The organism is Amycolatopsis sp. NPDC049688 (assembly GCF_040674975.1).
In the GTDB taxonomy this organism is placed as follows: domain Bacteria; phylum Actinomycetota; class Actinomycetes; order Mycobacteriales; family Pseudonocardiaceae; genus Amycolatopsis.
In genome coordinates this window covers 696,698-722,396 of record NZ_JBFANY010000003.1, presented here as the reverse complement: position 1 = coordinate 722,396, position 25,699 = coordinate 696,698, and the positions used below count along the sequence as shown (strand labels likewise).

28 protein-coding genes are annotated in these 25,699 nt (G+C 73.6%); 19 read left to right on the top strand and 9 right to left on the bottom strand.

Translation table 11 applies throughout. The features are described from left to right. Window positions 1–74 precede the first annotated feature (74 nt). From AB0J55_RS14430 to AB0J55_RS14410, 5 genes are read left to right on the top strand one after another with little or no spacing between them, the layout of a single operon-like run. Window positions 75–1,709 (top strand): fatty acyl-AMP ligase, encoded by a 1,635-nt coding sequence (locus tag AB0J55_RS14430; RefSeq protein WP_364247793.1) that lies wholly within the window; start codon window positions 75–77, stop codon window positions 1,707–1,709. Continuing rightward, the gene (locus AB0J55_RS14425) at window positions 1,702–1,965 is read left to right on the top strand and encodes an acyl carrier protein (protein ID WP_364247791.1); all 264 of its coding nucleotides are present in this window, start codon (window positions 1,702–1,704) and stop codon (window positions 1,963–1,965) included. Before AB0J55_RS14430 ends, AB0J55_RS14425 begins: the two co-directional genes overlap by 8 nt. Beyond that, the gene (locus AB0J55_RS14420) at window positions 1,962–2,279 is read left to right on the top strand and encodes a hypothetical protein (protein WP_364247788.1); all 318 of its coding nucleotides are present in this window, start codon (window positions 1,962–1,964) and stop codon (window positions 2,277–2,279) included. The genes AB0J55_RS14425 and AB0J55_RS14420 overlap by 4 nt, the downstream gene beginning before the upstream one ends. Further along, window positions 2,279–5,500 (top strand): WXG100 family type VII secretion target, encoded by a 3,222-nt coding sequence (locus AB0J55_RS14415; RefSeq protein ID WP_364247785.1) that lies wholly within the window; start codon window positions 2,279–2,281, stop codon window positions 5,498–5,500. Before AB0J55_RS14420 ends, AB0J55_RS14415 begins: the two co-directional genes overlap by 1 nt. 8 nt (window positions 5,501–5,508) lie before the next feature. After that, a complete protein-coding gene (locus tag AB0J55_RS14410) occupies window positions 5,509–5,880 on the top strand; it encodes a hypothetical protein (RefSeq protein WP_364247782.1) in 372 nt (123 codons plus the stop codon). Here the strand turns inward: AB0J55_RS14410 and AB0J55_RS14405 are convergent. Next, complete coding sequence (locus tag AB0J55_RS14405) at window positions 5,864–6,658, bottom strand: methyltransferase domain-containing protein (RefSeq protein WP_364247779.1); 795 nt, start codon at window positions 6,656–6,658, stop codon at window positions 5,864–5,866. The genes AB0J55_RS14410 and AB0J55_RS14405 overlap by 17 nt on opposite strands. A 193-nt stretch (window positions 6,659–6,851) precedes the next feature. Here AB0J55_RS14405 and AB0J55_RS14400 point away from each other — a divergent pair, with 193 nt between their 5' ends. From AB0J55_RS14400 to ligD (AB0J55_RS14380), 5 genes are read left to right on the top strand one after another with little or no spacing between them, the layout of a single operon-like run. Further along, window positions 6,852–7,040: a hypothetical protein gene (locus AB0J55_RS14400; protein ID WP_364247776.1), complete on the top strand. Its 189-nt coding sequence runs from the start codon at window positions 6,852–6,854 to the stop codon at window positions 7,038–7,040. Further along, window positions 7,040–7,216 (top strand): hypothetical protein, encoded by a 177-nt coding sequence (locus AB0J55_RS14395; RefSeq protein ID WP_364247774.1) that lies wholly within the window; start codon window positions 7,040–7,042, stop codon window positions 7,214–7,216. Before AB0J55_RS14400 ends, AB0J55_RS14395 begins: the two co-directional genes overlap by 1 nt. A gap of 54 nt (window positions 7,217–7,270) precedes the next feature. After that, window positions 7,271–7,831 carry a hemerythrin domain-containing protein gene (locus AB0J55_RS14390; RefSeq protein WP_364247771.1) on the top strand — a complete coding sequence of 187 codons (561 nt, stop codon included), beginning with the start codon at window positions 7,271–7,273 and terminating at the stop codon, window positions 7,829–7,831. Beyond that, window positions 7,828–7,959, top strand: a complete 132-nt coding sequence (locus AB0J55_RS14385; RefSeq protein ID WP_364247769.1) for a hypothetical protein — start codon at window positions 7,828–7,830, stop codon at window positions 7,957–7,959. Before AB0J55_RS14390 ends, AB0J55_RS14385 begins: the two co-directional genes overlap by 4 nt. Before the next feature lie 17 nt (window positions 7,960–7,976). Further along, a complete protein-coding gene (gene ligD, locus AB0J55_RS14380) occupies window positions 7,977–9,557 on the top strand; it encodes a non-homologous end-joining DNA ligase (protein WP_364247766.1) in 1,581 nt (526 codons plus the stop codon). A gap of 3 nt (window positions 9,558–9,560) precedes the next feature. Here the strand turns inward: ligD (AB0J55_RS14380) and AB0J55_RS14375 are convergent, their stop codons facing one another. After that, window positions 9,561–10,502, bottom strand: a complete 942-nt coding sequence (locus AB0J55_RS14375) for a PfkB family carbohydrate kinase (RefSeq protein ID WP_364247763.1) — start codon at window positions 10,500–10,502, stop codon at window positions 9,561–9,563. A gap of 308 nt (window positions 10,503–10,810) precedes the next feature. Between AB0J55_RS14375 and AB0J55_RS14370 the strand changes: the two genes are divergently transcribed. Both AB0J55_RS14370 and AB0J55_RS14365 read left to right on the top strand, forming a co-directional pair. After that, window positions 10,811–11,575 carry an ANTAR domain-containing protein gene (locus tag AB0J55_RS14370; RefSeq protein ID WP_364247760.1) on the top strand — a complete coding sequence of 255 codons (765 nt, stop codon included), beginning with the start codon at window positions 10,811–10,813 and terminating at the stop codon, window positions 11,573–11,575. 101 nt (window positions 11,576–11,676) lie between these two features. Beyond that, window positions 11,677–12,072: an STAS domain-containing protein gene (locus AB0J55_RS14365; RefSeq protein ID WP_364247757.1), complete on the top strand. Its 396-nt coding sequence runs from the start codon at window positions 11,677–11,679 to the stop codon at window positions 12,070–12,072. Between the two features lie 6 nt (window positions 12,073–12,078). Here the strand turns inward: AB0J55_RS14365 and AB0J55_RS14360 are convergent, their stop codons facing one another. The 3 genes from AB0J55_RS14360 to AB0J55_RS14350 are packed head-to-tail and all read right to left on the bottom strand — an operon-like array spanning window position 12,079 to window position 16,374. Continuing rightward, entirely contained in the window at window positions 12,079–13,479 is a 1,401-nt protein-coding gene (locus AB0J55_RS14360; RefSeq protein WP_364247754.1) for a PP2C family protein-serine/threonine phosphatase, read from the bottom strand. Window positions 13,480–13,483: 4 nt separating this feature from the next. Beyond that, window positions 13,484–14,218 carry a GAF and ANTAR domain-containing protein gene (locus AB0J55_RS14355; protein ID WP_364247751.1) on the bottom strand — a complete coding sequence of 245 codons (735 nt, stop codon included), beginning with the start codon at window positions 14,216–14,218 and terminating at the stop codon, window positions 13,484–13,486. Window positions 14,219–14,262: 44 nt separating this feature from the next. Continuing rightward, window positions 14,263–16,374: a P-loop NTPase fold protein gene (locus tag AB0J55_RS14350; RefSeq protein WP_364247749.1), complete on the bottom strand. Its 2,112-nt coding sequence runs from the start codon at window positions 16,372–16,374 to the stop codon at window positions 14,263–14,265. Window positions 16,375–17,238: 864 nt separating this feature from the next. On the opposite strand from AB0J55_RS14350, the gene AB0J55_RS14345 reads away from it, so the two are divergent. The 3 genes from AB0J55_RS14345 (at window position 17,239) to AB0J55_RS14335 (ending at window position 19,610) form a co-directional block, all read left to right on the top strand. Beyond that, window positions 17,239–17,985 (top strand): GAF and ANTAR domain-containing protein, encoded by a 747-nt coding sequence (locus AB0J55_RS14345; RefSeq protein ID WP_364247747.1) that lies wholly within the window; start codon window positions 17,239–17,241, stop codon window positions 17,983–17,985. Between the two features lie 9 nt (window positions 17,986–17,994). Beyond that, the gene (ligD, locus tag AB0J55_RS14340) at window positions 17,995–18,915 is read left to right on the top strand and encodes a non-homologous end-joining DNA ligase (protein WP_364247744.1); all 921 of its coding nucleotides are present in this window, start codon (window positions 17,995–17,997) and stop codon (window positions 18,913–18,915) included. Window positions 18,916–19,190: 275 nt separating this feature from the next. Then, window positions 19,191–19,610, top strand: coding sequence for a DUF6292 family protein (locus AB0J55_RS14335; RefSeq protein ID WP_364247741.1), 420 nt, complete (start codon window positions 19,191–19,193; stop codon window positions 19,608–19,610). A gap of 54 nt (window positions 19,611–19,664) precedes the next feature. Here the strand turns inward: AB0J55_RS14335 and AB0J55_RS14330 are convergent, their stop codons facing one another. Beyond that, entirely contained in the window at window positions 19,665–20,540 is an 876-nt protein-coding gene (locus AB0J55_RS14330; RefSeq protein ID WP_364247738.1) for a class I SAM-dependent methyltransferase, read from the bottom strand. After that, window positions 20,537–21,460 (bottom strand): alpha/beta hydrolase, encoded by a 924-nt coding sequence (locus AB0J55_RS14325; RefSeq protein ID WP_364247735.1) that lies wholly within the window; start codon window positions 21,458–21,460, stop codon window positions 20,537–20,539. Before AB0J55_RS14325 ends, AB0J55_RS14330 begins: the two co-directional genes overlap by 4 nt. Window positions 21,461–21,530: 70 nt before the next feature. Between AB0J55_RS14325 and AB0J55_RS14320 the strand changes: the two genes are divergently transcribed. Both AB0J55_RS14320 and AB0J55_RS14315 read left to right on the top strand, forming a co-directional pair. Beyond that, window positions 21,531–22,091 (top strand): TetR/AcrR family transcriptional regulator, encoded by a 561-nt coding sequence (locus AB0J55_RS14320; protein ID WP_364247732.1) that lies wholly within the window; start codon window positions 21,531–21,533, stop codon window positions 22,089–22,091. Between the two features lie 96 nt (window positions 22,092–22,187). Beyond that, window positions 22,188–22,529 carry a DoxX family protein gene (locus AB0J55_RS14315; RefSeq protein WP_364247729.1) on the top strand — a complete coding sequence of 114 codons (342 nt, stop codon included), beginning with the start codon at window positions 22,188–22,190 and terminating at the stop codon, window positions 22,527–22,529. Here AB0J55_RS14315 and AB0J55_RS14310 read toward each other — a convergent pair. After that, the gene (locus AB0J55_RS14310; RefSeq protein WP_364247727.1) at window positions 22,487–23,350 is read right to left on the bottom strand and encodes an alpha/beta hydrolase; all 864 of its coding nucleotides are present in this window, start codon (window positions 23,348–23,350) and stop codon (window positions 22,487–22,489) included. The two genes, AB0J55_RS14315 and AB0J55_RS14310, sit on opposite strands and share 43 nt — an antisense overlap. Continuing rightward, entirely contained in the window at window positions 23,350–24,372 is a 1,023-nt protein-coding gene (locus tag AB0J55_RS14305; protein ID WP_364247724.1) for an alpha/beta hydrolase-fold protein, read from the bottom strand. The genes AB0J55_RS14310 and AB0J55_RS14305 overlap by 1 nt, the downstream gene beginning before the upstream one ends. A gap of 97 nt (window positions 24,373–24,469) precedes the next feature. On the opposite strand from AB0J55_RS14305, the gene AB0J55_RS14300 reads away from it, so the two are divergent. After that, the gene (locus AB0J55_RS14300; RefSeq protein ID WP_364247721.1) at window positions 24,470–25,141 is read left to right on the top strand and encodes a hypothetical protein; all 672 of its coding nucleotides are present in this window, start codon (window positions 24,470–24,472) and stop codon (window positions 25,139–25,141) included. Beyond that, window positions 25,141–25,689: a DUF6529 family protein gene (locus AB0J55_RS14295; protein ID WP_364247718.1), complete on the top strand. Its 549-nt coding sequence runs from the start codon at window positions 25,141–25,143 to the stop codon at window positions 25,687–25,689. Before AB0J55_RS14300 ends, AB0J55_RS14295 begins: the two co-directional genes overlap by 1 nt. The last annotated feature ends 10 nt before the right edge of the window (window positions 25,690–25,699 follow it).

Genomic DNA, 25,699 nt, shown 5'->3' with positions numbered 1-25,699 from the left:
GCGCCCGCCCCGGCGGTGAACCGCTTTCCCGCACCGGGCGCACGCGGCCGCGGCGGTCCCAGTAGGTTGCTTTCGTGCCCCGTCCGCCGGTGACCGTGCCCGAGGCGGTGCTGCGCGTCTCGATCGTGGACCGGCTGTTCGCCCGCGCGGACGATGATCGGCCGCTGTTCACCCACCAGGACCACACACGCAACGCGGAGCACACCTGGACGTGGGCGGAGTTCGCCGCCCGGGTCCGCGTGGTGGCGGGCGAGCTGCGGCGGGTGACCGAGCCGGGGGAGCGCGTCGCGATCCTGGCCGGCCAGGAACTCGCCTACCCGCTGGCGTTCTTCGGTGCGCTGGCCGCCGGTCTCGTCGCCGTCCCGCTGATGGCGCCGTCGAGCCCGGCGCAGGCCGACCGGCTCGCCGGCGTCCTGGCCGACGCCGGCGCACGGGTGTGGCTGACGTCGGCGGCCGCGGCGGAGCGGCTGCCCGCCCACGACCCCGTCCTCGTGGCCGACGAGCTGGCCGGGCCCGGCGCCGATCCGGTGCCGGTGGCCCCGGAAAGCCCGGCGTACCTGCAGTACACGTCGGGCTCGACGCGCGAGCCGGCCGGCGCGGTGATCCCGCACCGTGCGATCGTCGCGGCCTGCTGGCAGGGCAGCCTCGCCTACGCCGTCGACGAGGGCACCACCTGCGCCGGCTGGATCCCGTTCTTCCACGACATGGGCCTGATCCAGCTGCTGTGCCTGCCCGTCTTCGGCGGCGGCCGGTCGGTGTTCATGGCCCCGGCCGAGTTCGTGCACCGGCCGATGCGGTGGCTGCGGCAGCTGGCGGCGTACCCGGCGGTGTTCACCGCCGCCCCGAACTTCGCCTACGACCTCGCCGCCGACGCCGACACCGGGGAGGAGCTCGACCTGTCGGACGTGCGGGTCGCGCTCAACGGCAGCGAACCCGTCCGGCCGCGCACGATCGAGCGCTTCCAGGAGGTGTTCGGGCCGCGCGGTTTCCGGCGCGAGGCGCAGCGGCCGTCGTACGGCCTGGCCGAAGCCACGGTGTATGTCGCGAGCGCGGGCGAGGACGGCCCGCGCAGTGCGGTGTTCGACCGCGAAACCCTGGCGCAGGGCCGGGCCGTCGAAACCGCGGGCGGGCAGGAGCTCGTCTCCGTCGGCCGCCCGGTCGGGCAGCTGGTCCGGATCGTCGAGGACGGCCGCGAACAGCCCGGCGGGCACGTCGGCGAGATCTGGGTGCACGGCCCGAACGTCGCCACCGGCTACTGGGGCCGCGGCGACGCGGCCGCGTTCGGCGGCGAGCTCGACGGGCTCGGCGGCTGGCTGCGCACCGGCGACCTCGGTGTCGTGCACCGCGGTGACCTGTACGTCACCGGCCGGCTCAAGGACCTCATCGTCGTCGACGGCCGCAACTTCCACCCCCAGGACATCGAGGCGGCGGCCGGGGAGGCCCACCCCGCGGTCCGCCGCGACCGCGTTGCCGCGTTCGGCGTCGCCGATTCCGGCGGCGAGGGCGCGGTGGTGGTGGCCGAGTGGGCCCGCGGTGCCGAGGCCGACGTCCGGGAGGTGACCCGCGCGGTGCTGCGCGCGGTGTCGCGGGAACACGGTCTCACGCTGCGCGCGGTACGTCTGGTCCCTTCCGGTGGCCTTCCGCGCACATCGAGCGGCAAGGTCGCCCGGTCGGCCGCCAAGGCACGTTATGGTGACTTCCGTGGGTGATCACCGCGCCGAGGTCACGAAGGTCGTCTGCGACACCTTCCGGCTCGACCCGGCTCTCGTCGAGCCCGACGCGCCCCTGGAGGAGCTGGGCATCGACTCGAAGGGGCGGATCAAGCTGCTGGCGGCGCTGGAGATCGAGTACGGCGTGACGATCGACCTGGACCGGCTCGACCGGTTCACCGACGTGGGATCCGTGGCTGAGGTGCTCGCGGAAACCCTGGGAACTCGCGGAACTTCAGGAGAGGCGCTGAGATGAGCGGCGGGGGGTACACCGCGACGACCGAGGCGTTGTCGACGGCGGCCAAGACCATCGGTGACCTGGCGGAACACCTGCTCGACGACAACCCGGACCTGCAGACGCCGCAGGTGACCGCGGAGAAGTTCGGCCGCGCGCACGGCGCGCACGCCACCAAGTACACCGCGGGCGCGCAGGCGTTGTGGGCCGCGGTCTCCGGCTACAGCAGCACCCTCGGCTCGTTCGGCACGAACCTGAAGACCGCCGGGACGAGCTACAGCACCAACGAAGACAACCAGGCCGGCGCGATCACGAACGCCGGAGGCTCGCTCTGATGGCCGAGAAGAAGAAGTGGTCCGACGTCAAGGCGATCCTGGACGACCCGAGCGTGCCGCCGGCGCAGAAGAGCGCGCTGATCAGCAGCTGGCTGCGGGAAAACCCGCCCCCGCCGCCGTTCCTGGCCGACCAGGAACCGGACGAGATCAAGCAGAAGCGCCAGGAAGCCGAGAAGTACGCGAACGCGTACAACGCCAACCCGTTCTTCGCCGGGCAGTCGGTCGACGAGGCCTACGACAAGGCCAAGAAGAGCGGTGACCAGAACAGCTACAACGAGGACCAGGAAAAGAAGGCCGTCGACGACGGCAAGAAGAAGCTCGACGACACGAAGCCGCCCGCGGCCGACAGCACCAGCGGCACCAAGACCTCCGACGAGATCTTCGACGCCGCCGCGCCCGCGCTGAAACTGTTCGAGACGTTCGGTTCCCTCCTGGCGAAGATCCCCGCCGACTGCCGCGGCAACACCCGCGCGCTCGACCTCGACAAGGACATCCGGGCGCCGTTCGACGAGCAGCGCGGGATCAGCTTCGCGGACTTCGTCGCCGACGCCGGGCACTTCAAGCACGGCGCGGAGACGGTGGACCGGACGCTGCAGGACACCGGCTCGCAGCTGGGCAGCCTGTACCAGAGCTGGAGCGGCGCGGGCGCGGACGCCGCGTCGGACACCTACAACGACAAGATCCAGCCGAAGGCGGCGAAGCTGTCCCAGACGCTCGGCAACGCGAGCGAGGCGACGCTGAACACCGCCACGACGGTGTTCCAGCTGTGCAAGGGCAAGGCCGACGCCGTCATCGGGATGTACACCGACCTGGTCGGCAAGGCCGACTACACGATGGCGCAGAAGGTCGTCGCCGTCGCCAACGGCGAGCACGGCAACGAGCAGGACCTGGCCCAGATCGCCGGCTGGATGGACCTCAACTTCGGCACGAACCTGGTCAAGACGCTCAACGACCAGGGCTGCTGCGACGGCGACGAGATCAAGAAGCACGGCCAGGACCTGGCCAAGCAGTGGGTGCAGAACCAGTTCAACCCCGACATGTGGGACCGGCTGTACCAGGGCTTCGCGAAGACCTGCAAGGACACGAAGGACCTGGTCGACCAGGCCTACGACGCGCTCGACAAGGTCATGGGCGGGATCCGGAACGAGTTCGAGGGCGTTTCGACGCCCGGCGGGCCGGAGACGACCGGAGGCACGGGCGGCGGCCCGGGTGGCACGGGCTCTGGTTCGGGCTCTGGTTCCGGTGCGACCGGTGGTCCGGGCGCGACGGGTGGCTCCGGCGGTGGTCCGGGTGGTTCCGGCAGCGGGTCGGGTTCGGGGGCGTCCGGCGGCGGTTCGGGCTCGGGCGGCGGTGGCGGCTCGGTGCCGCCGATTCCCGACACGACCTCGGGGTCCGGTGCGGCGGGCGGGGGCTCGGGAACCGGTGGTGGCTCCGGCGCCGACCTGCCGAGCGACGCCGGCTCCGGTTCCGGCGGTGGCTCGGGGACCGGCGGTGGTGGCTCGGTGCCGCCGATCCCGGACGGGTCCGCGGGCTCCGGGGACGGTTCCACGGGCGGTGGCTCGGGCGGCGGCTCCGGTTCTACGGGCGGCCAGGACGACCAGGCGGCCGCGGCGGAGGCGGCCAAGCAGCAGGCGGCACAGCAGGCCGAGGCGGCGAAGCAGAAGGCCGCCGACGCGCTCAAGGAGTTCAGCGGCCCGGGCATCCAGACGGACTCCGGCGCCGGCCTCGGCTCCTCCGGCGGCTCCGGTTCGGGTGCCCCGGGATCGGACAGCACGGCGCCGTCTTCCGTGCCCCCGCCGTCCGACACCGGTCAGGACTCGGCCGCGGCGGCGGCGGAGGCGGCCAAGAAGAAGGCTGCGGACGCGTTGAAGGAGTTCAGCGGTCCCGGCATTCAGACGGACTCCGGCGAGGGTGCCGGCAGCCTGGGTGGCGGCTCCGGTTCGGGTGGCGGTTCGGGCCCGGGTTCCGGCGACACCGGCCAGGACGCCGCCGCGGCGGCGGCCGAGGCGGCCAAGAAGAAGGCTGCGGACGCGTTGAAGGAGTTCAGCGGTCCCGGTATCCAGACGGACTCCGGCGGGGGAGCCGGCAGCCTGGGCGGCGGCTCCGGTTCGGGTGGCGACTCGGGCGCGGGTTCCGGCGACGACGGCAAGGGCGCGGCCGAGCAGGCCGCGGAGGACGCGAAGAAGAAGGCCGCGGATGCCCTGAAGGAGTTCAGCGGCCCCGGCATCGCCACCGACCCCGCCACCGGCGACGGCCTGCCCGGCGCGGACACCGACCACGACGGCAAGCCCGACAGCCTCCTCGGCGACGACGGCAAGCCCGGCGAGCACCACGGCGACGACGATCCCGACGTCCTCAAGGTCAAGCAGGGCGACAAGACCTTCGAGATGACCGAGCCGGACCACGACGGCAAGATGGACATCAAGGTCGGCGACGGAACCGGCGACCCGAAGGACTTCAAGCTCGACTGGTCCGCCGACGGCAAGCCCGGCGACGGTCCACAAGGGACGGACAAGGACACCTACTGCCCCGGCCCGGACGGCAAGATCCACATCAAGGACGGTGACCTCCAGATCACCGCCGAGCGGCCCGACGGCCCGGACGGGCCCACCGTCGTCACCGTCGACGACGGCAAGGGCACCCCGACGACCTACACCCTCGGCGAGGACGACAAGCCTTCGGGTGCCCTCGGCGACACCCCCGAGAAGAAGATCGACGACCTGCCCACCCACCGCGGCACCCTCGAGGACCTCAAGCCGCACGACGGCGGCGACCCGGGCGCACACCACGGCGCCGACTCCGGCTCGCACCACGGCGGCGGCGGCGCGCACCACGGCGGCCCGTCGGCGGCCGGGATCGGCGGCGGCTCGCACGGCGGGGCCGGCTTCTCGAGCGCGGGCTTCGACCCGGGCGGCGCGGGGCTGGGGGAGACGCCGATGTCCGGCGGCGCCCACACCGGTGCCGGGGCCGGGCAGCCGCAGCCCGCGCCCGCGTTCGCGGCGGCGGCCGGGGCCACCGGTGCGCCCGGCTCGTCGATGGCCGGGATGCCGGGGATGGGCGCCATGGGCGGTGCCCACGGCGGTGGCGGTGGCGGCGACACCGAACGCCGTCCCGCGTACCGGATCGAGGGCGCCGTCTTCGACAACCTCGGTGAACCCGGCCGCCGGATCATCGGCTCCCTCAACGACGACGAAGATCCGCCGTCCGCCCGGACCTGGTAGGAGGACCCGTGACCGACATCGCCGGGATGAAGGCCGAACTCGACGCCCTCGTCCGCGAACAGGCCGATCGCCGGACCCTGCGGGAACAGCAGGGCGAGGAGATCAAGGCCCGCTCGCAGGAGTACATGACCAAGCAGGTCCAGGCGGCCGAACGGTACGTGCAGCACGTCCGCGAAATGGCCCAGCGCAAGACGAAGTCGGGCTGGAGCACCGACCGCTCGCACGCCGGTCCGGCGTCGGCCTTCGACGCGGAGGAGTACCCCGGCCCGGCCGGTTTCGAGGCGGCGCCGTCCCCGCGGCCGGTGCGGGACGAGCCGCGGGCCGCCCGCCGTCCCCGTGCCGCCGCCGAAGAGGACGAGGACTTCAACAACCCCTGGTGAACCACAGGTCGACGGCGATCTCGGGCAGTGTCATGGTGAACGTCTCCGCCGGGGCCAGCCGCCGCCGCAGTTCCGCCTCGAATTCGGCCCGCCGCGCGCCGAACAGGTGCGGCGCCGAGCTCGACAGCGAGAACACCCCGGCGACGACGTCGTCGACCGTGCGGGTCACGACCCGGCCCGGCACCGCGAACCGCCGCGGGCCGTGGAAGCCCGCCGCGCGGTAGATCCCGGCCTCGCCGCCCGCCGTGCCCCCGGGCAGCCGGCTCTGTCCCGCGCGCCGCACCGGGCCCAGGTACTCGCGCACCAGCTCGGCGATCGCCGGGTGCACGGGCTCGAGCGTCGACGCGTGCACGTGGGCGCAGACCCCGTCCGGCGCCAGCATGCCGCGCACCGCGGCCGCGACCCGCGGCCGGTCGAACCAGTGGAACGACTGCGCGAAGGTGACCAGCCGGAACCGGCCCAGCCCGGCGGGCAGGTCCTCCGCCCGCCGGCGCACCCACCGGCAGTTCCCGGCGCCCGCCTCCGCCGCCAGCCGCGCCGCTTCGGCGAGCATGTCCCCGTCGGCGTCGAGCCCGGCGGCTTCCTCGAAGAAACCGGCCAGCGGCAGCGTCAGGGACCCGGGCCCGCAGCCGACGTCGAGCAGCCGCCCCGACCCGTCCAGCCCGAGTTCGGCGGCGAAGGCCGTGGCCAGCTCCGCGGGGTACGCCACCCGGCCGCGCGGGTAGTACTGCGCGCTGCCCGAATAGAGGGTCGGGTCCCATTCCCACGCGCCGGTCACGTCCCCAGCGTAGTTACGCAGGAGCCGAGCGGGGACCACCGGGTTCCCTGCCGGTCGCGAGCCCGGGTGAGCACGGCTCGCCGGGAGTTGAGCGGGCCCCACCCGGAAGAGTTCGGTGGGGCGTGTGAAACCCGGCGCGGCGGGGTACCCGGTCGCGTTCGTTCCGCCGCCGAATGAGCCCGGAGGTCTTCCGATGCCCGTGCGCACCGCCACCCCGCCCGCCACCGACGTCGTCGGTCTGGCCCTGGAAGTCCTTGCCGCGCAAGGGTTGAACCGCCCGGCGGCGAACGCCGCCCTGGTTTCGATGGCGAAGGAGAGAGGCGTGAGCGTGGCGCGCTGCGCCGCCCTGGTCGTCGCCGCCGTCGACGGGCGGGTGGGCTGATGGCCTTCACCGCGCGGGCCGGGAACGGGGACACCGCCTCGGTCGGCGGCGGTGTGCTGCTCGCCGTCGGGCTGGTCGTCGCCTTCTTCGGCTGGTGGTCGTGGTGGACCGTGGCCGGTCTCGCCGTGGCCGCCGCGGGTGCGCTCTGGCTCACCTTCGCGAACCGCGACGAGTAACCCGCCGGGGACGGGGAACGCTGCCTCCACCTGACGAACAGGAGGAGGCCGTCCATGGCGGAACACGACGAGGACGTCATCGAACTGCTGCAGCGGCAGCACCGCGAGATCCGTGAGCTGTTCGACGGGCTGGAGACCGCGGAAGGAGACCGGCGCCGGGACCTGTTCCACGACCTCGTGCGGCTGCTGGCGGTGCACGAGACGGCGGAGGAACTGGTCGTGCACCCGGAGATCCGCGACCTCGAACCGGCCGCCGCGCCGGTCGTCGACGCGCGGCTGGGCGAGGAGCACCGGGCCAAGGAACTGCTGACGAACCTGCAGAAGCTGGGCCCGGAGGCCGACGGGTTCGACACGCTGCTCGTCCAGCTGCGCGACGACGTGCTCGCGCACGCCGAGCACGAGGAACGGGAGGAGTTCCCGCTGCTGCGGGCGCACCGCCCGCCGGAGCGGCTGCGCGCGATGGCCGCGACCGCCAAGCTGGCCGAAGCGGTGGGGCCGACCCGCCCGCACCCCGGCGTCGAGAGCGCGAAGGCCAACCTGCTGCTGGGCCCGCCCGCGGCGATCATGGACCGGGCGCGCGACCTCATCCGCGGCGCGCTGGGAGGCCGAGGATGACCGAGCCCGGCGAGGACACCGACCCCGAGGAGTTCGCCGAGGAGGCGGGCACCGACCCGACCCCGCAGGAAGTCGCCGAATACGAGGAACTCGCGCGGAAGAACCCGCCCTGGTCGGCTCCGGACTGAGTGGGTACCCCCACGGCATGGCAGGAGCCCCGGCCCGCAAACTGCGGCGCTACCAGGAGATGCGCGACTTCGGCCGTACCGCGGAGCCGGCCGGCGGAGCGGCGGCCGGCCCGGACCGCCACCGGTTCGTGGTGCAGCGGCACCGGGCGCGCCGGCTGCACTACGACTTCCGCCTCGAGCTCGACGGCGTGCTGGTCAGCTGGGCGGTGCCGAAGGGACCCACGCTGGACCCGAAGGCCCGCCGGCTGGCCGTGCACGTCGAAGATCACCCGATCGAGTACGCCGACTTCGAAGGCGTGATCCCGCGCGGCGAGTACGGCGGCGGGGACGTCATCGTCTGGGACCGCGGCGTGTGGCGGCCGGTCGAGGCCGACCCGGCCCAGGCGATCGAGGCCGGGACGCTGCACTTCGACCTCGAGGGCGAGAAGCTGGCCGGGCGGTTCGTCCTGGTCCGCACCAGCCGCGGTGAGAAGGACCAGTGGTTCCTCCTGCACAAGCAGGACGAGCACGCCCAGCCCGGCTGGGACGCCGAAGACCACCCGCGGTCGGTGAAGAGCGGCCGCACCAACGACGAGGTCGCGGCCGCCCCCGACGCCCTGTGGCACGGCGACCGGCCCGCCGCCGAAGCCGAAGAATCCGTCGGCGGCTGGCCGGCGCCGACCGAAGACGAACTCGCGGCGCTCGACGCCCTGGGCGCCAAGGGCCGCTGGACGGTCGCGGGCCGCGAGCTGGCCCTGACCAACCTGGACAAGGTGCTCTTCCCGGCCGCCCGCGGCGGCCGGCCTGTCACCAAGAGGGACCTCATCCGCTACTACGTCACCGTCGCGCCGGCGATGCTGCCGTACCTGGCCGGCCGCCCGCTCAACACGCACCGGTTCCCGCAGGGCGTCACCGAGCCGGGCTTCTGGCAGAAGGAGGTCCCGCAGCACGCCCCGGACTGGCTGACCACCTGGCGCAACGAACGCGCCGATCCGGGGGAGAGCCAGCGGTACGTCGTCGCCGACAGCGTCGCCACCCTCGCGTGGCTGGCCAACTACGGCGCGCTGGAGCTGCACGCCTGGACCTCCCGCGCCGCCGACGTCGACCACCCGACGTGGGTGCTGTTCGACATCGACCCGGGCCCGGAGACGACGTTCGAGGAGGTCCTGGAGCTGGCGCGGCTGCACCGCACCGCACTGGAGCACTTCGGCCTGACCGGGCGGCCGAAGGTGACCGGCCAGCGCGGGATCCAGGTGTGGGTGCCGATCGCGCCGCGGTGCACGTTCGAGCAGACCCGCGCCTGGGCGGAGACGGTGTCCCGGACCATCGGCCGGGTGCTGCCCGACCTGGTCAGCTGGGCCTGGACGAAGGACAAGCGCCGCGGCCGGGCCCGGCTCGACTACACGCAGAACGTGCTCAACAAGACCCTCGTCGCGCCCTACAGCGTGCGTCCCCGGCCCGGCGCCCCGGTTTCGGTGCCGCTGGACTGGGACGAGCTGGACGACCCGGACCTCGCGCCGGACCGCTGGACGGTCCGGGACGTCCCGGACCGGCTGGCCGAGCGGGGCGACCCGTTCGCCGTCCTGCTGGGCCTGGAACAGAAACTGCCCGGCCTGTAGCTCTCAGGCCCGGACGGTCTCCAGCTGCCGGGGCTGCAGCCGGTCGAGCTCCGCGCGGGACAGGTGCGGGCGCCCGCCCGCGTGCTCGGTCGTCGCCGCGGCCGCCGCCACGGCCAGGCTCGCCGCCGTCTCCAGCGGCCGCCGCCGGGTCAGGGCCGCGGTGAGGGTGGCGACGAGCGCGTCGCCGGCGCCGGTGGGGTCGACGACCTCGGTCTCGACGTGCGGCACGAACCAGGTCCCCTCCGGCCCGGCGAACAGGTTCCCCTGCCCGGCCACTTCCAGCACGACCAGCGACGGCCCGCGCTGCCGGAGGTCCACGGCGGCGCGGGCGGCCGAAGCGACGTCGTCGACCGGCTGCCCGGTGAGGAGCTCGGCCTCCTGGCCGTCGGCACGCACGACGTCGGCGAGGGCGAGCAGGTCCGCGGTCAGCGTGTCGGCCTGCGGTGCCCCGTCCAGCACGACCCGGGTGCCCGCGGTGTGCGCCAGCCGCGCGGCGAGCAGGGCCACCGGGGCCGGCTGCTGCAGCTGCACGATCAGCGAGGCGGCGGCCGAAATGGGGGCGGACGCGGCGAAGACGTCGTTCTCGGTGAGCAGCGTCCCGTCCGGGACGTGCTCGAGGTACCGGCGCCGGCCCTCGTCGTCGACGACGTCGACCAGCAGCGCCGTCTCGGTGCCGGCGCGGCGGATCACGTACGAGGTGCCGATCCGGTCGGCCCGGGCCTGGGCGAGCAGCGCGTCCCCGGTGCGGTCCTGGCCGACGACGCCGACCAGTGACACCGACATCCCGAGCTGGCTCAGCGCCACGGCCTGGTTGGCGCCCTTCCCGCCGAGCAGCTCCTGCCGGTGCCGCACCGGCGCCGAAGAGTCCGCGTCGGGTGCGTCGGGGACTTCGATCACCAGGTCGCGGGCGATCTGCCCGGCGACGACGACTTCGCTGAAGGTCATCGGGTCCACCGGTGGGTCATGGCGCCTCCTCAGGTCACCGGAGGGCTACCCGGTCCCCAGCGGCGGGTAAACCGCTCGTTCGGGTCTGTGGTGGCCCCGCGCCGTCGTGAGCAGCCGTGCCGCGTGGGCGGCGACGGGAGTTCCCGCTGCCGAACGCTGCTGACCCCCGGCCGGGTGAGCCGGTTGCGCCGGACGGCGGACCCGGCCGTGTCCCGTGCGTGTCCGCTCCCACAAAGCCCCCCGCTGCCGACGGCGGGCCACCGCGTCTTGGGGTAAATCAAGAGGACCTGGAACCGGTGGAGGGTGCGGTGACCGAATCACTGATGAACGCGGCGGACCGCTGGAGACCGCTGACCGAGCTGCTGCAGGCCCTGCTCGAGCGGGTCGCCGGCGAGCTGCCCGGCTGCCTCGGCGCGGGCCTGACCGTCAGCCACGGCGGCCGGCCGCTGCAGGTGCTGGCCACCGCCGGGGTCGCCGAGCACCTGCTCCCCGCCCAGCTCCGCCACGGCGGCCCGGTCACCGTCGCGGACGCCACCGGTGAGCCGGTGACGGCGGACGAGCTCTTCGGCGACGAGCGCTGGCCCCGGTTGACCCGCGACGACGTGCCGGGCGCCGACGCGGTCCGCGGCGCTGTCGCGCTGCCCGGTTTCTGGGACGAGCACGGGGCTTTCGTGCTCTCGGCGACGCTGGACCGCCCGCCGGGCTCCACCACCCTGCCCGTCCTGCAGCGGTACGCGAAACTCACCGAAATGACCCTGGTGGTCGCCGAAACGGCCACCGCCGGCGACCCCGACCAGATGCTCGACCTGCTGGCCTCCCGCGCCGCCATCGAGCAGGCGAAAGGCGCCATCATGGCCGTCCGGCGGTGCCCGCCGGAGGAGGCGTGGCAGACGCTGCGCCGCGCCAGCCAGGAGTTCAACGTCAAGGTCCGCGAGCTGGCCATCGCCCTCGTCGAGTACCTCGGTGGCCACACGGCAACCCAGCCGGCGGGCACGCCGGCCATCCACCCCGGCGCCCAGGCCCGCCACGCCGCGGAGCGCCTCTGGAGCGCCTTCGCGGCCGTCTCGTCCTGAAGGAGGGCGTTTCCGCGCCGGGCGTTTGGGTACCAAGATCCCGTCCGTGATCACGTCACTGTGCCGCCGGCCCCGGCCGGCGCGGAAGGCCAACCGAACCCGTGTCCCCCACGTTCCCGGTCCCCACCCGGTCCGCGCCCTTGACGGCGCGCCGGACGGAGTACCGCCCCGGTCTCCTCGTGCTGACCTTCGCCGGCGAGATCGACGCGCTGACCCTGCCGATCCTCGAGCGTGAGCTGCGCGCCGCCCCACCGGGGACGACGGTGGTGAATCTGACGCAGGTGGCGTTCGTCGGCCTGGCCGGCGCCCGCGCGCTGGCGGCCGCCGCCGAGCGGGCCCGCGCCGACGGCGGGTGTTTCGGGGTGGTGGCGAACAGCCGCACGCTGGCGCGGCTGTTCCGCATCACCGGGCTGGCGGCGGTGGTGCCGATGTTCGCGTCGCTGTCGGACGCGTTGCGGGAGCTGCTTGCGGCCGGAGTCCAGGACCGCGCCTGCTGAGACCTCTCAGCGAGGGACCCAGCGGGTGATCAGCACGCCGGCATCCTTCCGGAGCTGGTCCTCGCCGTGGACCTGGACGGCGCGGGTGAGCCGGCGGGCGATTTCCGGCGGCAGCTCGCCGGCGTCGCGGCCGAGGTGGCGGGTGATCCGGGCGCGGCCGAACGCCTCCCCGGCCCGGTTCGTCGTCTCGGCCACCCCCCGGGAGTACAGCGCCAGCAGGTCGCCGGGTTCGAGCCGCACCTCGGCAGCCGGGCAACGCCCGACGGCGGCGAACCGCGTCGTGGCGGGATCCGCCGCGGGGAGCGCCTCGCCGTCGCGGACGATCAGGGGTGCGGGCCCCCCGGCGCCGAGGAAGCGCAGGAGACCGGTGTTCAGGTCCAGCTCGGCGACCACCCCGTGCACGGCCGGGGCGCCGGGCAGCTCGTCGAGCCCGGCGGCGACCGCGGCGAACTGCTCGCCGAGGGACGCGCCGCCGTGGCGGGCGGCCCGGTAGGCGGAAAGGGCGGTCACGACCGCGATGTCCGCGCCGCCGGTCCGCACGCCGGCGTCGAACAGGGCCAGCTGCACGCGGTCCTCGGAAAGGGCGTAGTCGAACACCGTGCCGCAGAGTTCGTACGCCGGCTGGACGCTCGCGCCGACGACGACGCTTTCCGTGGCCGCGGTGAGCGGCGGCAGACTTTGCCACAGCAGCTCGGCGGGGGAGCCGCGGCGCCGGTGGCGGCGCCGGCTGTCCAGGCCGTCGCCGTACTGGGTCGTGGCCGTGACGAGGTGCCCGAGCAGCGTCGCCAGCCAGCGGCACTGCTCCCGCAGCACCGGGTCGTCGGGGTCGGCGCCGTCCGGGACGATTTCCAGCACCCCGAGCCGTTCGACGCCGTCGAGCAGGATCGTCCACAGCGTGCCGTCCCGGGTGACGGTGGTGCCGGCCCGGCGGAACACGTCCCCGCCGACGGTGGTTTCGATGTCGAGCGGGGCGCCGCCGGGACGCAGCGGCACGAGCGTGCGCTGGTCGTAGTCGGCCAGGTAGACGCCGATGGTCAGGTCGAGTGCACGGCCTGCCTCGGCGACCACCGCCGGCAGCCGCTCGGGCGGGGCGCGGTGCGCGCCGTCGAGCAGGTCGACCAGGGCCTTCAGCGGGCCGTGCAACGGTTTCACGTCGCGGACCGAGTGGCTGTAGGGCGCGCGGGCGGGCCCGCATTCGTCGAGCCACTCGTTGACGGCGTGGGCGAGCATGTCGCGGTCGACGCGGGGCAGCGTGGTGAGCCCGTTCAGGTAGGCGTCCAGCTCGATCAGGCTCAGGCTGCCGCCGAGCGCGAAGTACCGCATCCACAGCTGTTCCAGCGTGAGGTCGCTGCGGGTGAAGCAGGCCGCGATCCGCCGCCGCTGTTCCTCCTCGGGCAGGAAACGCATCCGCTCAGCCTTCCCGCGCCGGGGTGACGAGCTGCGCGGCGGCCTCGGCCGGGCTGCCACCGCCAGCGCGAGCCAGCGCGAGCAGGCGGTCGAACGCGGCGTCCTCGTCGAGCCCGTCGCGGCCCATGAGGAAGCCTTTCGCCATGGTGATCAGGTCACGGTCGCGCAAGGTTTCCTTGAACCGCTCGCTGAACCGCTCGGCCCGCTCGGCGGCCTGCGCGTTGGCGACCAGCACGGCGGCGCGCTCGCTGAACTGCACCAGCGTCCGCTCGTCGGCGGCCCCGAAGGCGCGGGGAACGGTCGCGTAGAGCTTGATCGCACCGTGACAGCCGTCGCCGGTGACCATCGGCGCGGTGATGACCGACCGCAATCCCGACCCGGCCACGGCCGCACACCACCGCGTCCACCGCCGTTCGGCGGCGACGTCGTCGATCCGCTGCGGCGAACACTCCCGCAACGCGGCCATGCACGGCCCTTCGCCGAGCTCGTACTGCAGCGTGTCGGCCTCGCGCACGAGCGGGCCGGACGCACTGGTGGTGACGAACTCCCCGGTGCCGTCGATCAGCGTCACCCCGACCCCGTCCGCGGCGGTGACGGTCACGCCCGCGAGCGAAACGATCAGCTCCAGCACCGATTCGACGGTTTCCCGCGACAGCAGCAGCCCCGACATCCGGGCGGCGACGGCTGCCAGCTCACCGTCCAGCGGCAGCCTGCCCGGCGCGGCCTCATCCGAAGACATGCGTGCTGATTACCTACCCGGAGCGCCCGGCAAACCTGCCGCGGTCAGCTCCGGCCCGACGCGGGCCAGGCGAAGCGCTGCACGACGGGCAACCAGAAGAGCAGCCCGGCCATGGGCAGGTCCAGCAGGCCCTCGCCGGCCGAGAGGAAGGCGGCCACCCGCCGCGCCTCGGGCGAGCCCGGCGCGGCCGCGACGGCCCGGCGCAACCAATCGCTGAGGGCGACCTCGCCGTCCGGCGCACCGGTGTCGAAGGCACGGGGGACCAGGGTGGGCAGGCCGACTGCCAGCGCCGTCAGCGGCAGCAACCCGGCCAGGTCCCCGGCGCGGAGGTCCACGTCGGCCAGCACGCGGGCCTTGCAGATCCGGTACACGTTGACGAACCGCTTCGCGATCCGCGGCGACGAGCCGACCAGGGGTGCCACCTGGCGGAGCACCGCCAGCTCGGCGTCGTCGAGCTGCAGCGCGGCGGCTTGGCTCGCCGTGTCGGGCCCTTCCGGGGCTTCCCGTTCACCGCCGGCCTGCCGGACCGGCGCTTCTGCGGAGCCGGTCTGTTCGGGGATTCCCGGAGCCGGGCTCGCCCCGGGAGAGCTCCGGTCCGCCACCGGGCTGCCGCTGACCGCGACGTGGTGCAGCAGGCCGGCACACGCCTCCGGCGTCATGGCGGGGAGGTGGTAGGTCAGCTGGAAGATCTTGTCGAGGTAGTCGACCGGCGTGGCGGGGGCCAGGCCGGACTCCGCGGTCTCGATGAGGAGCGGCTGCCGCTGCCGGATCGACCGGACCAGCCACCGGACGTCGACGCCCACGACCACGACGAACAGCGGGAGCGCGAGCAGCAGGTGGACCGCTTCCAGCACGCGGACGACGACCTCGGGCGCGCACCGGTCCAGATCGTCGACGTACAGGACGATCCGGTCGACCTGGCCGTCTTGGCCATCCTGGTCGTCCTGGTCTGCCGGCGACGCCGCGGCCTGCAGGTGCCGGTCGAGGTCCTGCAGGTCCCGGTGCGCCAGCGCCACGACTCCGAGGTACTGGCCGTAGTCGGCGCTGCCGGCCCGCTCCGAGAGGTACCGCTCCAGCAGGCGGGGCCCGGTCAGCTGGCTGAGCTCCGCGTTGGCCGCCGCCTCGGCCGCTTCGGCTTCGGCGAGGAGCCGGTGCGCGGTCGCCAGCCTGGTTTCGGATTCGGCCAGGCGTTGCTGGGCGAGCGCGTGGTCGACCCGGTGTTGCGCCTCGATGGCGGCCAGCCGCTCGTCGATCTGCCGCTGGACGGCTTCGGCCGGCCCGAGCAGCCGGCGCGCCAGGCCCGCCTGGCGGATCAGCCAGCCGGCCGCGCCACCGGCGAGGGCGGCGAGCTGACCGGCCGCGGCCACCATCGGCGCCAGCCAGCTGTGGCTGCTCTCGATGACCGAGCCCAGCACCAGGCCGGCCGCCGACACGACCAGCCCCACGACCAGGCCGAGCACGAGCGGCGACTTCCACACGGGCCCGGTCGTCGCGAGCAGCCGCCCGCGCCGCACGGTGGCGCGCACCTCGTCCACGGCGTGGGCGACCTCCCGCGCGCTCTCGCCGACCGCGGGCAACCCGAGTTCCGTGGCGGCGTCGTTCAGCTTCTGCCGCAACCCGGCATCCACGGTCACCGCGGCCCAGACGTCCCGCCCGGTGACCTTGGCCGCGCTCTTGGTCGCCTCTTGGTACCGCTGTTCGACCCCGGCGAGATCGGTCTTGGCCTCCCGCGCCGCCTGCTCGGCGGCGGCGACGTGACCGGCCGCTTCGGCGGTGACCTGCTGGATCCCCGCCAGGTCGGCCAGCGCCCGGTCGAGCGCCTGCCCGGGGTGCGGGCCGCGGTCGCCCTGCAGGGAGTGGAAGATCTCGTGCACGAGGCTGGCCCACAGGTTCGCGTCGGCGTAGTGCCAGGCGTTGAACCAGACGCTGCGCACGTGCCGCCCGAATTCCGGTGTCCCGGACCCGGTGAGGCGGTCGATTTCCCGTTCGAGGGAGCGCATGAGGAACGTTTTGCCGCTGCCCCATTCGCCGAACATGCCCACGGCCAGGGGTGGTTTCAGGGCGGTGGAGGCGATGAGCACGGCGAGGGCGCTGGCGTCCTGGCGGACGCCGAGGAGGTCCCGGCCACGGGTGAACTCGCCATCGAAGGAAGGCACGAACCAGCGGGGCAGCATCGGCGGCGGCAGCGCTGAGATCTGGTAGGCGGCATTGCGGACCGGGGAGAGACTCCCGGCACTGTAGACGCTACCGGCTATCGGCGTTGGCATGTTGGGGGCGGTCAGCCGCTCGTGAACTTCGTGCCTGAGGATGTCGAGCGAGAGCAGCTCAGGGCCGGCGGGGATGCCCTCCACGATGACATCGAGAAGCGCTTGCGTGAAGGCTGTGTGGTGCGTCCCCACTGAAGCCATCGCAGCGCTGTCGGATTCCGCCGATGCCCAGAAGAACATATTCGGGATCATCGTCATGTCAACCCGCTCACGGACCATCGCGTCGATGCCTCGCCCGTCGAACCTGCAGTCGAGGATCAAGACCCGATTGCGAGCCGGGCTGTCGAGGAACAGCTTCCTGAGCAACGAGACCGGAAGGCCGGTGTGCCCGATCCTGTCAGGGCTCGTCGTGGTCAGGCCGAGGTACAGCTGGCCATCGGGCCCCACCAGCCCGCGGCCCACGTAGTAGATGAGGAGCATGTCGTCGGCATCGTCGACATCCCGGAGCCAAGGATCCACCGATGCCATGTCGGCCGGGTTGGCCAATGCCACGCACCTTGACGGTGACAACCCGCCGAGGCGGGGATCGGTCAGCACGTGCCGCAGATCCTCTACGTTCGCCGACGCAGCGGGGATGTCCTCGAACCGTTCCGACGCATAGCGCCCGACGCCGATCAGCAAGGCCGACGAACGTTCGGGGTCCGGGAGTCTCATCCCCTCCAAGTCGCCGCCCACCGCCCTCTCATTACGGACATGGATCCGCTCCGAACGGGGTACCCGAGGTCCCTTCGCGCCCGAGCGGGAGGAGCAGACATGGAACGGCCCGACCCCACCGCGACGGCTTCGCCGTTGTTCGACGAGGTCACCGGGGCTCTCGAAGCCCTCTCCGCGGTGCTGCGCGAGGAGGACGACTTCCGGATCCTGCTCCAGCACATCTGCCTGCAGGTGCGGCACGCCGTGCCCGGGGTCGACGAGGCCTCCGTCACCCTGGTGACCGGGGAGACGCCGCACACGGCGACCGCCACCAGCAGCGTCATCACCGAGCTCGACGGTGACCAGTACCGGATCGGGGACGGGCCCTGCCTCGCGGCGATGCGGGGCGGCAAGATCGTCCGCACCACGGTGGCCGACGCGCTCGAGCTGTGGCCCGAGTTCGGCCGCGGGGCGCGGGAGGCCGGGTTCGGGAGCTTCCTCGCCGCGCCGCTGGTCGCCGACGCGGAGTTCTCCGGAGCCGTCAACTGCTATGGGCGGCACGACGACGGCTTCGAGGAGGTCGAAGCCCAGCTGCTCGAGCTCTACACCGCCGCGGTCGAAGCGATCCTCCGCGTCTACCACCGGTACCTGCGGGCGCGGGACACCGCCGAGCACCTCCGGGCGGCGCTGACCTCGCGGGCGGTCATCGACCAGGCCAAGGGCATGCTGATGGCCATCCGCCAGGTCGGCGCCGACGACGCCTTCGCGCTGCTCGTCGAGCAGTCGCAGCGGGAGAACACGAAGCTGCGGGAGGTCGCCGAGAAGTTCGTCGAACGAGTCGTCTCGGGGCACCTGCCGCCGCGGTAACGTGGGGCCGTGGCGGGGAGCCGGATCACGGTGCAGGTCGGCGAGCGGCAGCTGACGCTCTCGAACCTCGAGAAGGTGCTCTACCCGCGGCACGGTTTCACCAAGGGCGAGGTGCTCGACTACTACACGCGGATCGCGCCGGTGCTGCTCCCGCACATCCGCGACCGGGCGATGACCTTCGTGCGCTTCCCGGACGGCGTCGGCGGTGGCTCGTTCTTCGAGAAGGACGTCTCGCGGCACGCCCCGGACTGGGTCCGCACCGCGCGGCTGGCCGTCGGCGGCCGGGGCCAGGACCCCGAGATCGTCGCCTACCCCTTGATCGACGGCCTGCCCGAGCTCGTGTGGGCGGCGAACCTGGCCGCGCTCGAGCTGCACGTCCACCAGTGGACCGTCGGGCCCGGCGACGAGCGCCGCACCCCGGACCGGCTCGTGTTCGACCTCGACCCGGGGCCCGGCGCGACGGTGGTCGACTGCGCCCGGGTCGCCGAGCGGCTCTTCGACGTGCTCACCGGGGACGGGTTCACCCCGGTCGCGAAGACGAGCGGCGCCAAGGGCATGCAGCTGTACGCGGGCGTGGTGACCACCGACGGCGGCGAGCCGTCGCGCTACGCGAAAGTGCTGGCCGAGCGGCTCGCCGCGGAGACACCGGACCTCGTCGTGGCGCGGATGACGAAGAACCTGCGCCCGGGCAAGGTGTTCATCGACTGGAGCCAGAACAACCCGTACAAGACCACGGTGGCGCCGTACTCACTGCGCGGGCGCGACGAGCCGACCGTGTCGACTCCGGTCACGTGGGACGAGGTCCGCGCCTGCCGGCACGTCACGCACCTGCGATTCACCGCCGGCGAGGTTTTGCGGCGCGTCGAGGACCTCGGAGATCTTTTCGCCGATCTGGAACGCACCCGGGTGCCGATTCCGGCGATCGGCTGAACTTCGGAAAGCGCCATTCCGCCCGCCGCGGCTGAGGTTTCGCCGGAATTGACCGGAAAACGGCGTCACCTGCGCATTTGATCGTCCACATCGGACCGTTGCACGTGCAGACGGCCGTGTGGCTGCACGGACTCGCCTGGCCGACATCCGGCGGTGGGACGAAGTCGGTGGAGTCGGTACGGTCGACGCACGAACCGCGGCGTCCGCCGTGGTGGTGAAAAGACAATGACACGGCGGCCGTCGCCGTTCTTGTCGAATGAGGCGAAGGGAAACAGGTGTCCGCCCTGATCGACACCGATCTCGAATTCTGGTTCCAGCGTGGGCTGCGCGCGTATCTGGGTGAAGTGGCGCGTGCGCTCGGCTTCGGCTTCGAGTCGTGCACCGTGGACGTCGACGTCCCGGTCTCGGCGTACGTGGCGGTGGACTGGCGCCTGCGGCGGTTCCCCGAGCGCGACGTGGCCCTGCTCTGGGACGAGGTGCACGGCTGGGCGGTCGCGGTCGAGGCGGCGTGCGGCGAGGAGATGATCGTGCTCGCCTACCTCGGCGGCGCGGACATCCTGCCCCCGGCGCAGGAGGTCGTGCGGTTCCTGACCGCGTTGCGGGCCGGCGCCGTGGACCCGCACGAGCCGGGCTCGCCGGTGCTGCGCCGTCCCGGCCGCCACCAGGAACTCCTGCCGCTGCTGCCGGCCCGCTGATCCACAGTGGACGAAGCGGTGCCGCGCCGGCCCGGCGCGGCACCGCGGTCTCCGTCACCCGGCGAAGCTCACCAGGGTGATCGACGGGCGCAGGTCCCGCAGCCCCGGCAGGTCCGCGACCCGCCGCAGGACGCCCGGCCGCCAGGCCCCGCGCCCGGGCGGCGGCTGCCGGTCTTCGACGGCGGCAACGCCGGGGATCCGCCCCAGCACCCGCGCGGCCTCGGAGACGGTCAGGCCGAACGGCATCGGCGGTACGGTGTAGCGCGCGGACAGGCGCAGGCCGGAATTGTCGGTGCCTTCGGGTAGCGTGGAAGACGGGGGGCGCCCCCGCGGCCCGCTCCGCAGCGTCCGCCGGCTGAGCCACGGCGGGATCGCGTCGAAGAACAGCTGCCCGCCCGGGAACCGCGCCGCGCAGTCGGCGATCAGGGCGAGCACGTCGTCGCGTTCGAGGTACATGAACAGCCCCTCGGCCGAGATGAACACGCCCCGCGCCGGATCGGGCCGGTCCAGCCAGCCGCGGTCCAGCGCCGAGCCCGGGATCGACGTCATCCGCGGCTCCGCCGGGAGCAGGCGGCGGCGCAGGTCGATCACCGGTGGCAGGTCCACCGAAAGCCAGTCGACATCGGGCCGGCCCAGGCGCCAGTAGGTGGTCTGCAGGCCTTCGCCGAGGGCGACGACGGTCGCGGCCGGGTGCCGCTCCAGGTAGGCGCGGAGGGCGACGTCCAGCGCGGCCGCGCGCAGCGGGTGGATCTGGCCCGGCTTGCCGAACCGCGCGTAGTCGTAGGAGATCCGCTGCTGGAGGCGCTCGGCCAGCGGGTCGGTGAACGCCGAGCCGGGGTGCCGCGACTCCTCGGCGCGGTTGCGCAGCGTCCACAGGCAGGTGGCCGCGACCCCCTCCAACGCGGCGCCGTCGACGGTCGGCCCGGTCATGCGGCGAACGAGGTCAGGAGGAACGCGAGGATGTCCGCCCGCGCCGCCTCGGCCTGCGGTGTCACGCCCGGCAGGCTGAGGAACGCGTGCCCCGCGCCGGGGTACTCGGCGAGCCGCACCGGGGTGCCCGCCGCGGCGAGCCGCTCGGCGTAGCGACGGCCGTGGTCGGCCAGCGGATCGTGGGTCGGCACCACCACCAGCGTCGGGGCCAGCCCGCCCAGGTCGTCGGCGTGCAGCGGGGAGAGGGCCCGCGTCCCGGTGCCGGCGAGCCGCTGGATCAGGCGCAGCACCGGCACGCCGAGCGTGGGGGTACTGGCGTGCTCGGCGACCGAACCGTGGTCGAGCATCGTCGCGGACACGTCGGTCGCGGGGTTGACCAGCACCTGCGCCCGCAGGGACACTCCGGCGTCCCGGGCCCGGATCGCGGCCAGCGCGCCGATCAGCCCGCCGCAGCTTTCGCCGAAGACGGCGGCCCGCGCCGGGTCGATGCCCGAGGCCCCGGCGTCGCGCACGAGGTGGCGCAGCGCGTCCCAGCCGTCGTCGACGGCGTCCGCGAGCGGCTGGTCCGGCGCGACGAGCCGGTGCTCGACCGAGACGACGACCGCGGGCAGCCGCACGGCGAGGTGGCCGTTGACCCAGTCGCTCTGCGCCGCCGTCCCCACGAACCCGCCGCCGTGCACGTGGACCACCAGCGGCAGCGTCCTGTCCCGTTTCGCCGGCCGGTACACCCGGACCGGCAGGTCGCGGCCGGGCAGCGCCAGTTCGCGCCATTCGATCACGGCGTCCGGATCCGGTTCCCCGGTGAACGCCCGGGCGGCGGCGGACGCCCGGAAGCGGTTCTCGGCCTCGCGGTAGGCGATCAGCTCGCCGGCCGTCATGGCGAGCCAGTCCGGTTCCGGCGGTCGGGTTTCCTGGATCATGAGTCGGCTCCCTGGTTTCGAAACCTGAGGTATCGAAACCTACGGTAGCGAATACCGGTAGGGTGGCGCCATGCCTTCCGCCGCAGCCCGGCCGCCGGGCCGTCCCCGCGCCGGGGTCGACGCCCAGGTGTTCGCCGCGACGCTGCGGACGGTCCACGAGCTCGGCTACGCGCGGGCCACCGTGGAGCGCATCGCCGCGGCGGCCGGCGTCGCCAAGACGACGATCTACCGGCGCTGGCCGTCCAAGGGCGAGCTGATCGTCGACGTCCTGCTGGCCGCGTTCGGCCCGGCGCCGCTGGTGGGCGGGAGCCGGGCGGAGATCCTGGCGTCGGTCATCCGCTGGGGCGCGGCGAAGATCGCCGAACCCGGGGTGGGCGACGCGTTCGCCGGCGTGTTCAGCGACGCCGTCAGCGATCCGGCCCTGCGCGTGGTGCTGTCCTCGCGGCTGCAGGACCCGTACCGGCTCGCCCTCCAGGACGCGCTCGGCGAGCCGGAGCAGCGGGTGCTGTTCTTCGTCGACGTCGTCGTCGGCTCCCTGCTGCACCGGATGGGCATGACCGGCGAGCCGATGGCCGACGCCGACGTCACCGCCCTGGTCGAGATGGTGGTGGCGCACTTCGCGGCCGAGTGACGGGCGTCACGGGCGGGGCTGTCACATCGGCGCGGACCGCGGAGTCGTGGGGGTGACGGGCTCGGCAAAGGGGCCCGCGAAGCCCGAGGAGTTCCGATGTCCACCGCTTACCTGATCGTCACCGTCGCCGCCGCGGCCTGGGTCGGTTTTTCGGCCGTCTCGATGCTGACCCGCGCGAAGTGGGTCGTCGAGCCGATCACCGAATACGGTGTGCCGGAACGGTTCTGGGCGTGGCTCGGCACGGCGAAGGCGGCCGGCGCGGCAGGGCTGCTGGCTGGGCTGTTCTGGCCGCCGATCGGCATTGCCGCGGCGATCGGCCTGGTGCTGTACTTCACCGGCGCCCTGATCACCGTGGCCCGGGCGCGGTCGTACGGGCACCTGGTGTTCCCGGCGCTCTACCTGGCGCCGGTGGTCGCTTCGCTGCTTCTGCTGCCGTGACCGGCGAGCCAGGTGAGGGCGTCCGCGGCGTGGCGCAGCACGGACAGGTGCCCGTCGCCGGGGGAGGGCCGGTACTCGGCGTCCGGGCACCGCCCGGCGAGCCACGCGCTGTGCGCGGCGGGGATCATCCGGTCCTCTTCGCCGTGCACCAGCAGGACGGGCGCGCTGATCGACGCGGGATCGCCGCCCCACGGCGTCACGTAGGCGAGGTCGTCGTCGATCAGCCCGCCGGGCCCGTCCGCGAGCGCCGCGCGGACGACCTCGTCCAGCCACGACCACGATCCCTTCAGCGCGGCGAAGTCGGCGGCGGTGAAGACATCGGGATCGAATTCGGCGGCGGCTTCGTGCTTTTCCTTGGCCACCCGCCCGTCCGCGGCGGCGCGCAGGGAGGCGGCACTCGCCGCGGCCATGCCGCCGAACCAGTCGAGCCCGGGCGCGTCGAAGGGCGCCACCGCGGCCAGCCCCGCGGCGGCGAGCACCCGGTCCGGCAGCAGCGCGGCACAGGCCAGGGCGTGCGAACTCCCGCCGGAGTGCCCGAGCACGGCGAACCGCCCGATGCCGAGCGCGTCGGCCACGGCGGCCACCCACCCGGCGACGTCCCCGACGGTCCGCCCCGGCACCGGCGTGGAGGTGCGGTAGCCGGGCCGGTCGAAGGACACGAACCGCACGCCGAGCTCCCGGGCGAGCGGCAGCAGGGGCCCGGGCGGGGCGCCGGTGTTGGGCGTGCCGTGGTGCCAGAAGACGGTGACCCGGGCGGGGCCGGTGTCGTACACGTGCAGGGAACGCCCGTCCGGCAGGACCACGTCCGTCTCCGTGACCACTACCGCGCCAGCCGTTCCGCCAGCCAGGCCAGGGAAAGCGGGTAGCGGTAGTCGATCCCGCCGTGCCCGGCGTCGAACAGTTCGAAGCGGACGCGGTCGTCCGGCAGGCCCGCCGCCGCCACTTCCGCCCGGAACGCCTCCGCGCCGAGGTCGAGGAACCACTCGTCGCTCGTGCCCGCGTCGATCCACACCGCGTGCAGCGAGCGGACCGCGTCGGTGTGGCGGGCCACCATCCGGACCGGATCCCAGTCGAGCCAGCGCTGCCACTGCTCCGGCCGCAGGGCCCCGGTCAGCGGGTCGAACGGCAGCTCCGGCGTCCCGTCCTCGCGGGCCGAGAAGCACGCCGCGACGCCGAGCAGCATCAGCAGCGTCGAGTCCTCGGGCTTGGTGAACGCCGGACGGCTGCGGAAGTCCGCCCACCACGCCTGGATGTCCTGGTCGTACTCGCGCAGCGCGCGGACCGCCTTGCCGAAGTCGGGGACGTAGCACAGTTCGTAGAGCGAGTCGCCCGCGTGCGTCGCCAGCGCGCCGAACAGGTCCGGGCGCAGCATCGGCGTGATCATCGCGCCGAACCCGCCCGAGGACTTGCCGGCGATCGCGCGGGACGCCGGCGCGGGCAGTGTCCGGTAGCGCTCGTCGACCCACGGCACGATCTCGTCGCACAGGTACGAGTGGTAGCGGCCGGTGCCCGGCGAATCGACGAACTGCGAGCCGCCGTAGGCGGTCCACGCGTCGACGTACACCACCACGCACCCCGGCGCGCCGCCGGCGAAGACGGCGTCGGCCGTCTCCACGAACGGCTGCCGGAACGGGGTCCGGTTGGCCCACATCGTCAGGTGCCCGGTGTAGCCCTGGATGACGTACACCGCCGGGTACCGCTCGTCGCCGTCGTCGTACCCCGGCGGGACGTACACCCAGAGCGGCCGGTCGTGGGGATCGCCGAGCGGATTGCCGCGCAGCAGCGTGGAGGACACCGTGTGCCGGTCGAGCCGGCCGGCGAGTTCGCCGTCCCAGGGCAGCATGCGGCCAGTCAACCACGATCCACCCGCTTGCCGTTGCTAAGCATTACCTCTTTTCCGCGCGTAGCGTTGAGCCGTTTCGGGAGATGCGGGGAAGACCATGAAACGTCCAGGACCGTTGTTCACCTTGCTCGCCGGTGTGGTGCTCGCCGGCGGGATCGGCGTCGCCGACGTGGCCTCCGGGACCGGCGCGCCGGTCGCCGGGAACGCGAGCGCGGTCGGCGCCGCGAGCACCACCGCGCCCACCTCGCCACCCCGGACGACGGCGGAGCCGCCGAAACCCGCGGTGCCCGCGCGGGCCGACTTCGCCGGGCGCGTGACCGGCGGCGGCGCGTCGATCGCAGTGTCGGCGCGCGACGGCCACGCCATCGCCTACCTCTGCGACGGCAAGAAGGTCGAAGCCTGGCTCCAGGGCGTGACCGTCGACGGGAACCTCAACCTCAGGGGCGCCCCGAACGCGAGCCTGACGGGCAGTTTCGACACGGCTTCGGCCACCGGGTCCGTGACGGCGGCCGGCAAGACCTACCGGTTCACCGTGCCGGTGGCGAAGAAACCCGCGGGCCTCTACCGGGCGGCGCCGAAGGTGAAGGGCAAGCCCGCGAAGGCGGGCTGGATCGTGCAGTCCGACGGCAGCCAGGTCGGCCTCCTCACGACGGAAGACGGCCCGGCGGCCGCCCCGGCGCTCGACCCGGCCGCCGGCACCGCGACCGTCGACGGCATCCCGGTGACGGCCGAGTCGATCAGCGGCGTGGCCGGGACGGGGGAATTCTGATGACCGCCCCGGCAGCGGGCCGCCGCACCGCGGTCGCGCTCGTAGTGCCGCTGGTGGCCGGCGCCGCCGTCTCGGTGGCGCTCGGGGTCTACGGCGGCCTGCACCCGCCGACCGGCGTCGCGGTGAACATCGCCGGCTTCTCGAGTCCGCAGTCGGTGAAGGCGTGGCTCGCCACGGTCGTCGTCGTGCTCGCCCTCGTCCAGCTCGTCTCGGCGCTGGCGATGTACGGCAAGCTCGGCCGCTCACCCGCGTGGGCCGGGCCGGTGCACCGCTGGTCGGGCCGGCTGGCCTTCCTCGCGTCGATCCCGGTCGCGATGCACTGCCTCTACGCGCTCGGGTTCCAGGCGTTCGACCTGCGCGTCCTCCTGCACTCCCTGCTCGGCTGCTTCTTCTACGGCGTGTTCGTGGCGAAGATGCTCCTGCTGCGCAAGGACGGCGCGCCCGGGTGGTCGCTCCCGCTGCTCGGCGGCCTGGTCTTCACCGCGCTGGTCGGGCTGTGGCTGAGCGCGTCGCTGTGGTTCTTCACCCGGTCCGGTCTGACCTTCTAGCCGCGGAGGA

Bases quoted from the DNA above. Each gene is read 5' to 3' on its own strand.
- AB0J55_RS14420 (WP_364247788.1), top strand. From the start codon at position 1,962: ATGAGCGGCGGGGGGTACACCGCGACGACCGAGGCGTTGTCGACGGCG.
- AB0J55_RS14415 (WP_364247785.1), top strand. From the start codon at position 2,279: ATGGCCGAGAAGAAGAAGTGGTCCGACGTCAAGGCGATCCTGGACGAC.
- AB0J55_RS14400 (WP_364247776.1), top strand. From the start codon at position 6,852: ATGCCCGTGCGCACCGCCACCCCGCCCGCCACCGACGTCGTCGGTCTG.
- AB0J55_RS14395 (WP_364247774.1), top strand. From the start codon at position 7,040: ATGGCCTTCACCGCGCGGGCCGGGAACGGGGACACCGCCTCGGTCGGC.
- AB0J55_RS14390 (WP_364247771.1), top strand. From the start codon at position 7,271: ATGGCGGAACACGACGAGGACGTCATCGAACTGCTGCAGCGGCAGCAC.
- AB0J55_RS14385 (WP_364247769.1), top strand. From the start codon at position 7,828: ATGACCGAGCCCGGCGAGGACACCGACCCCGAGGAGTTCGCCGAGGAG.
- ligD (WP_364247766.1), top strand. From the start codon at position 7,977: ATGGCAGGAGCCCCGGCCCGCAAACTGCGGCGCTACCAGGAGATGCGC.
- AB0J55_RS14375 (WP_364247763.1), bottom strand. From the start codon at position 10,502: ATGACCTTCAGCGAAGTCGTCGTCGCCGGGCAGATCGCCCGCGACCTG.
- AB0J55_RS14360 (WP_364247754.1), bottom strand. From the start codon at position 13,479: ATGCGTTTCCTGCCCGAGGAGGAACAGCGGCGGCGGATCGCGGCCTGC.
- AB0J55_RS14355 (WP_364247751.1), bottom strand. From the start codon at position 14,218: ATGTCTTCGGATGAGGCCGCGCCGGGCAGGCTGCCGCTGGACGGTGAG.
- AB0J55_RS14345 (WP_364247747.1), top strand. From the start codon at position 17,239: ATGGAACGGCCCGACCCCACCGCGACGGCTTCGCCGTTGTTCGACGAG.
- AB0J55_RS14330 (WP_364247738.1), bottom strand. From the start codon at position 20,540: ATGACCGGGCCGACCGTCGACGGCGCCGCGTTGGAGGGGGTCGCGGCC.
- AB0J55_RS14325 (WP_364247735.1), bottom strand. From the start codon at position 21,460: ATGATCCAGGAAACCCGACCGCCGGAACCGGACTGGCTCGCCATGACG.
- AB0J55_RS14320 (WP_364247732.1), top strand. From the start codon at position 21,531: ATGCCTTCCGCCGCAGCCCGGCCGCCGGGCCGTCCCCGCGCCGGGGTC.
- AB0J55_RS14315 (WP_364247729.1), top strand. From the start codon at position 22,188: ATGTCCACCGCTTACCTGATCGTCACCGTCGCCGCCGCGGCCTGGGTC.
- AB0J55_RS14305 (WP_364247724.1), bottom strand. From the start codon at position 24,372: ATGCTGCCCTGGGACGGCGAACTCGCCGGCCGGCTCGACCGGCACACG.
- AB0J55_RS14300 (WP_364247721.1), top strand. From the start codon at position 24,470: ATGAAACGTCCAGGACCGTTGTTCACCTTGCTCGCCGGTGTGGTGCTC.
- AB0J55_RS14295 (WP_364247718.1), top strand. From the start codon at position 25,141: ATGACCGCCCCGGCAGCGGGCCGCCGCACCGCGGTCGCGCTCGTAGTG.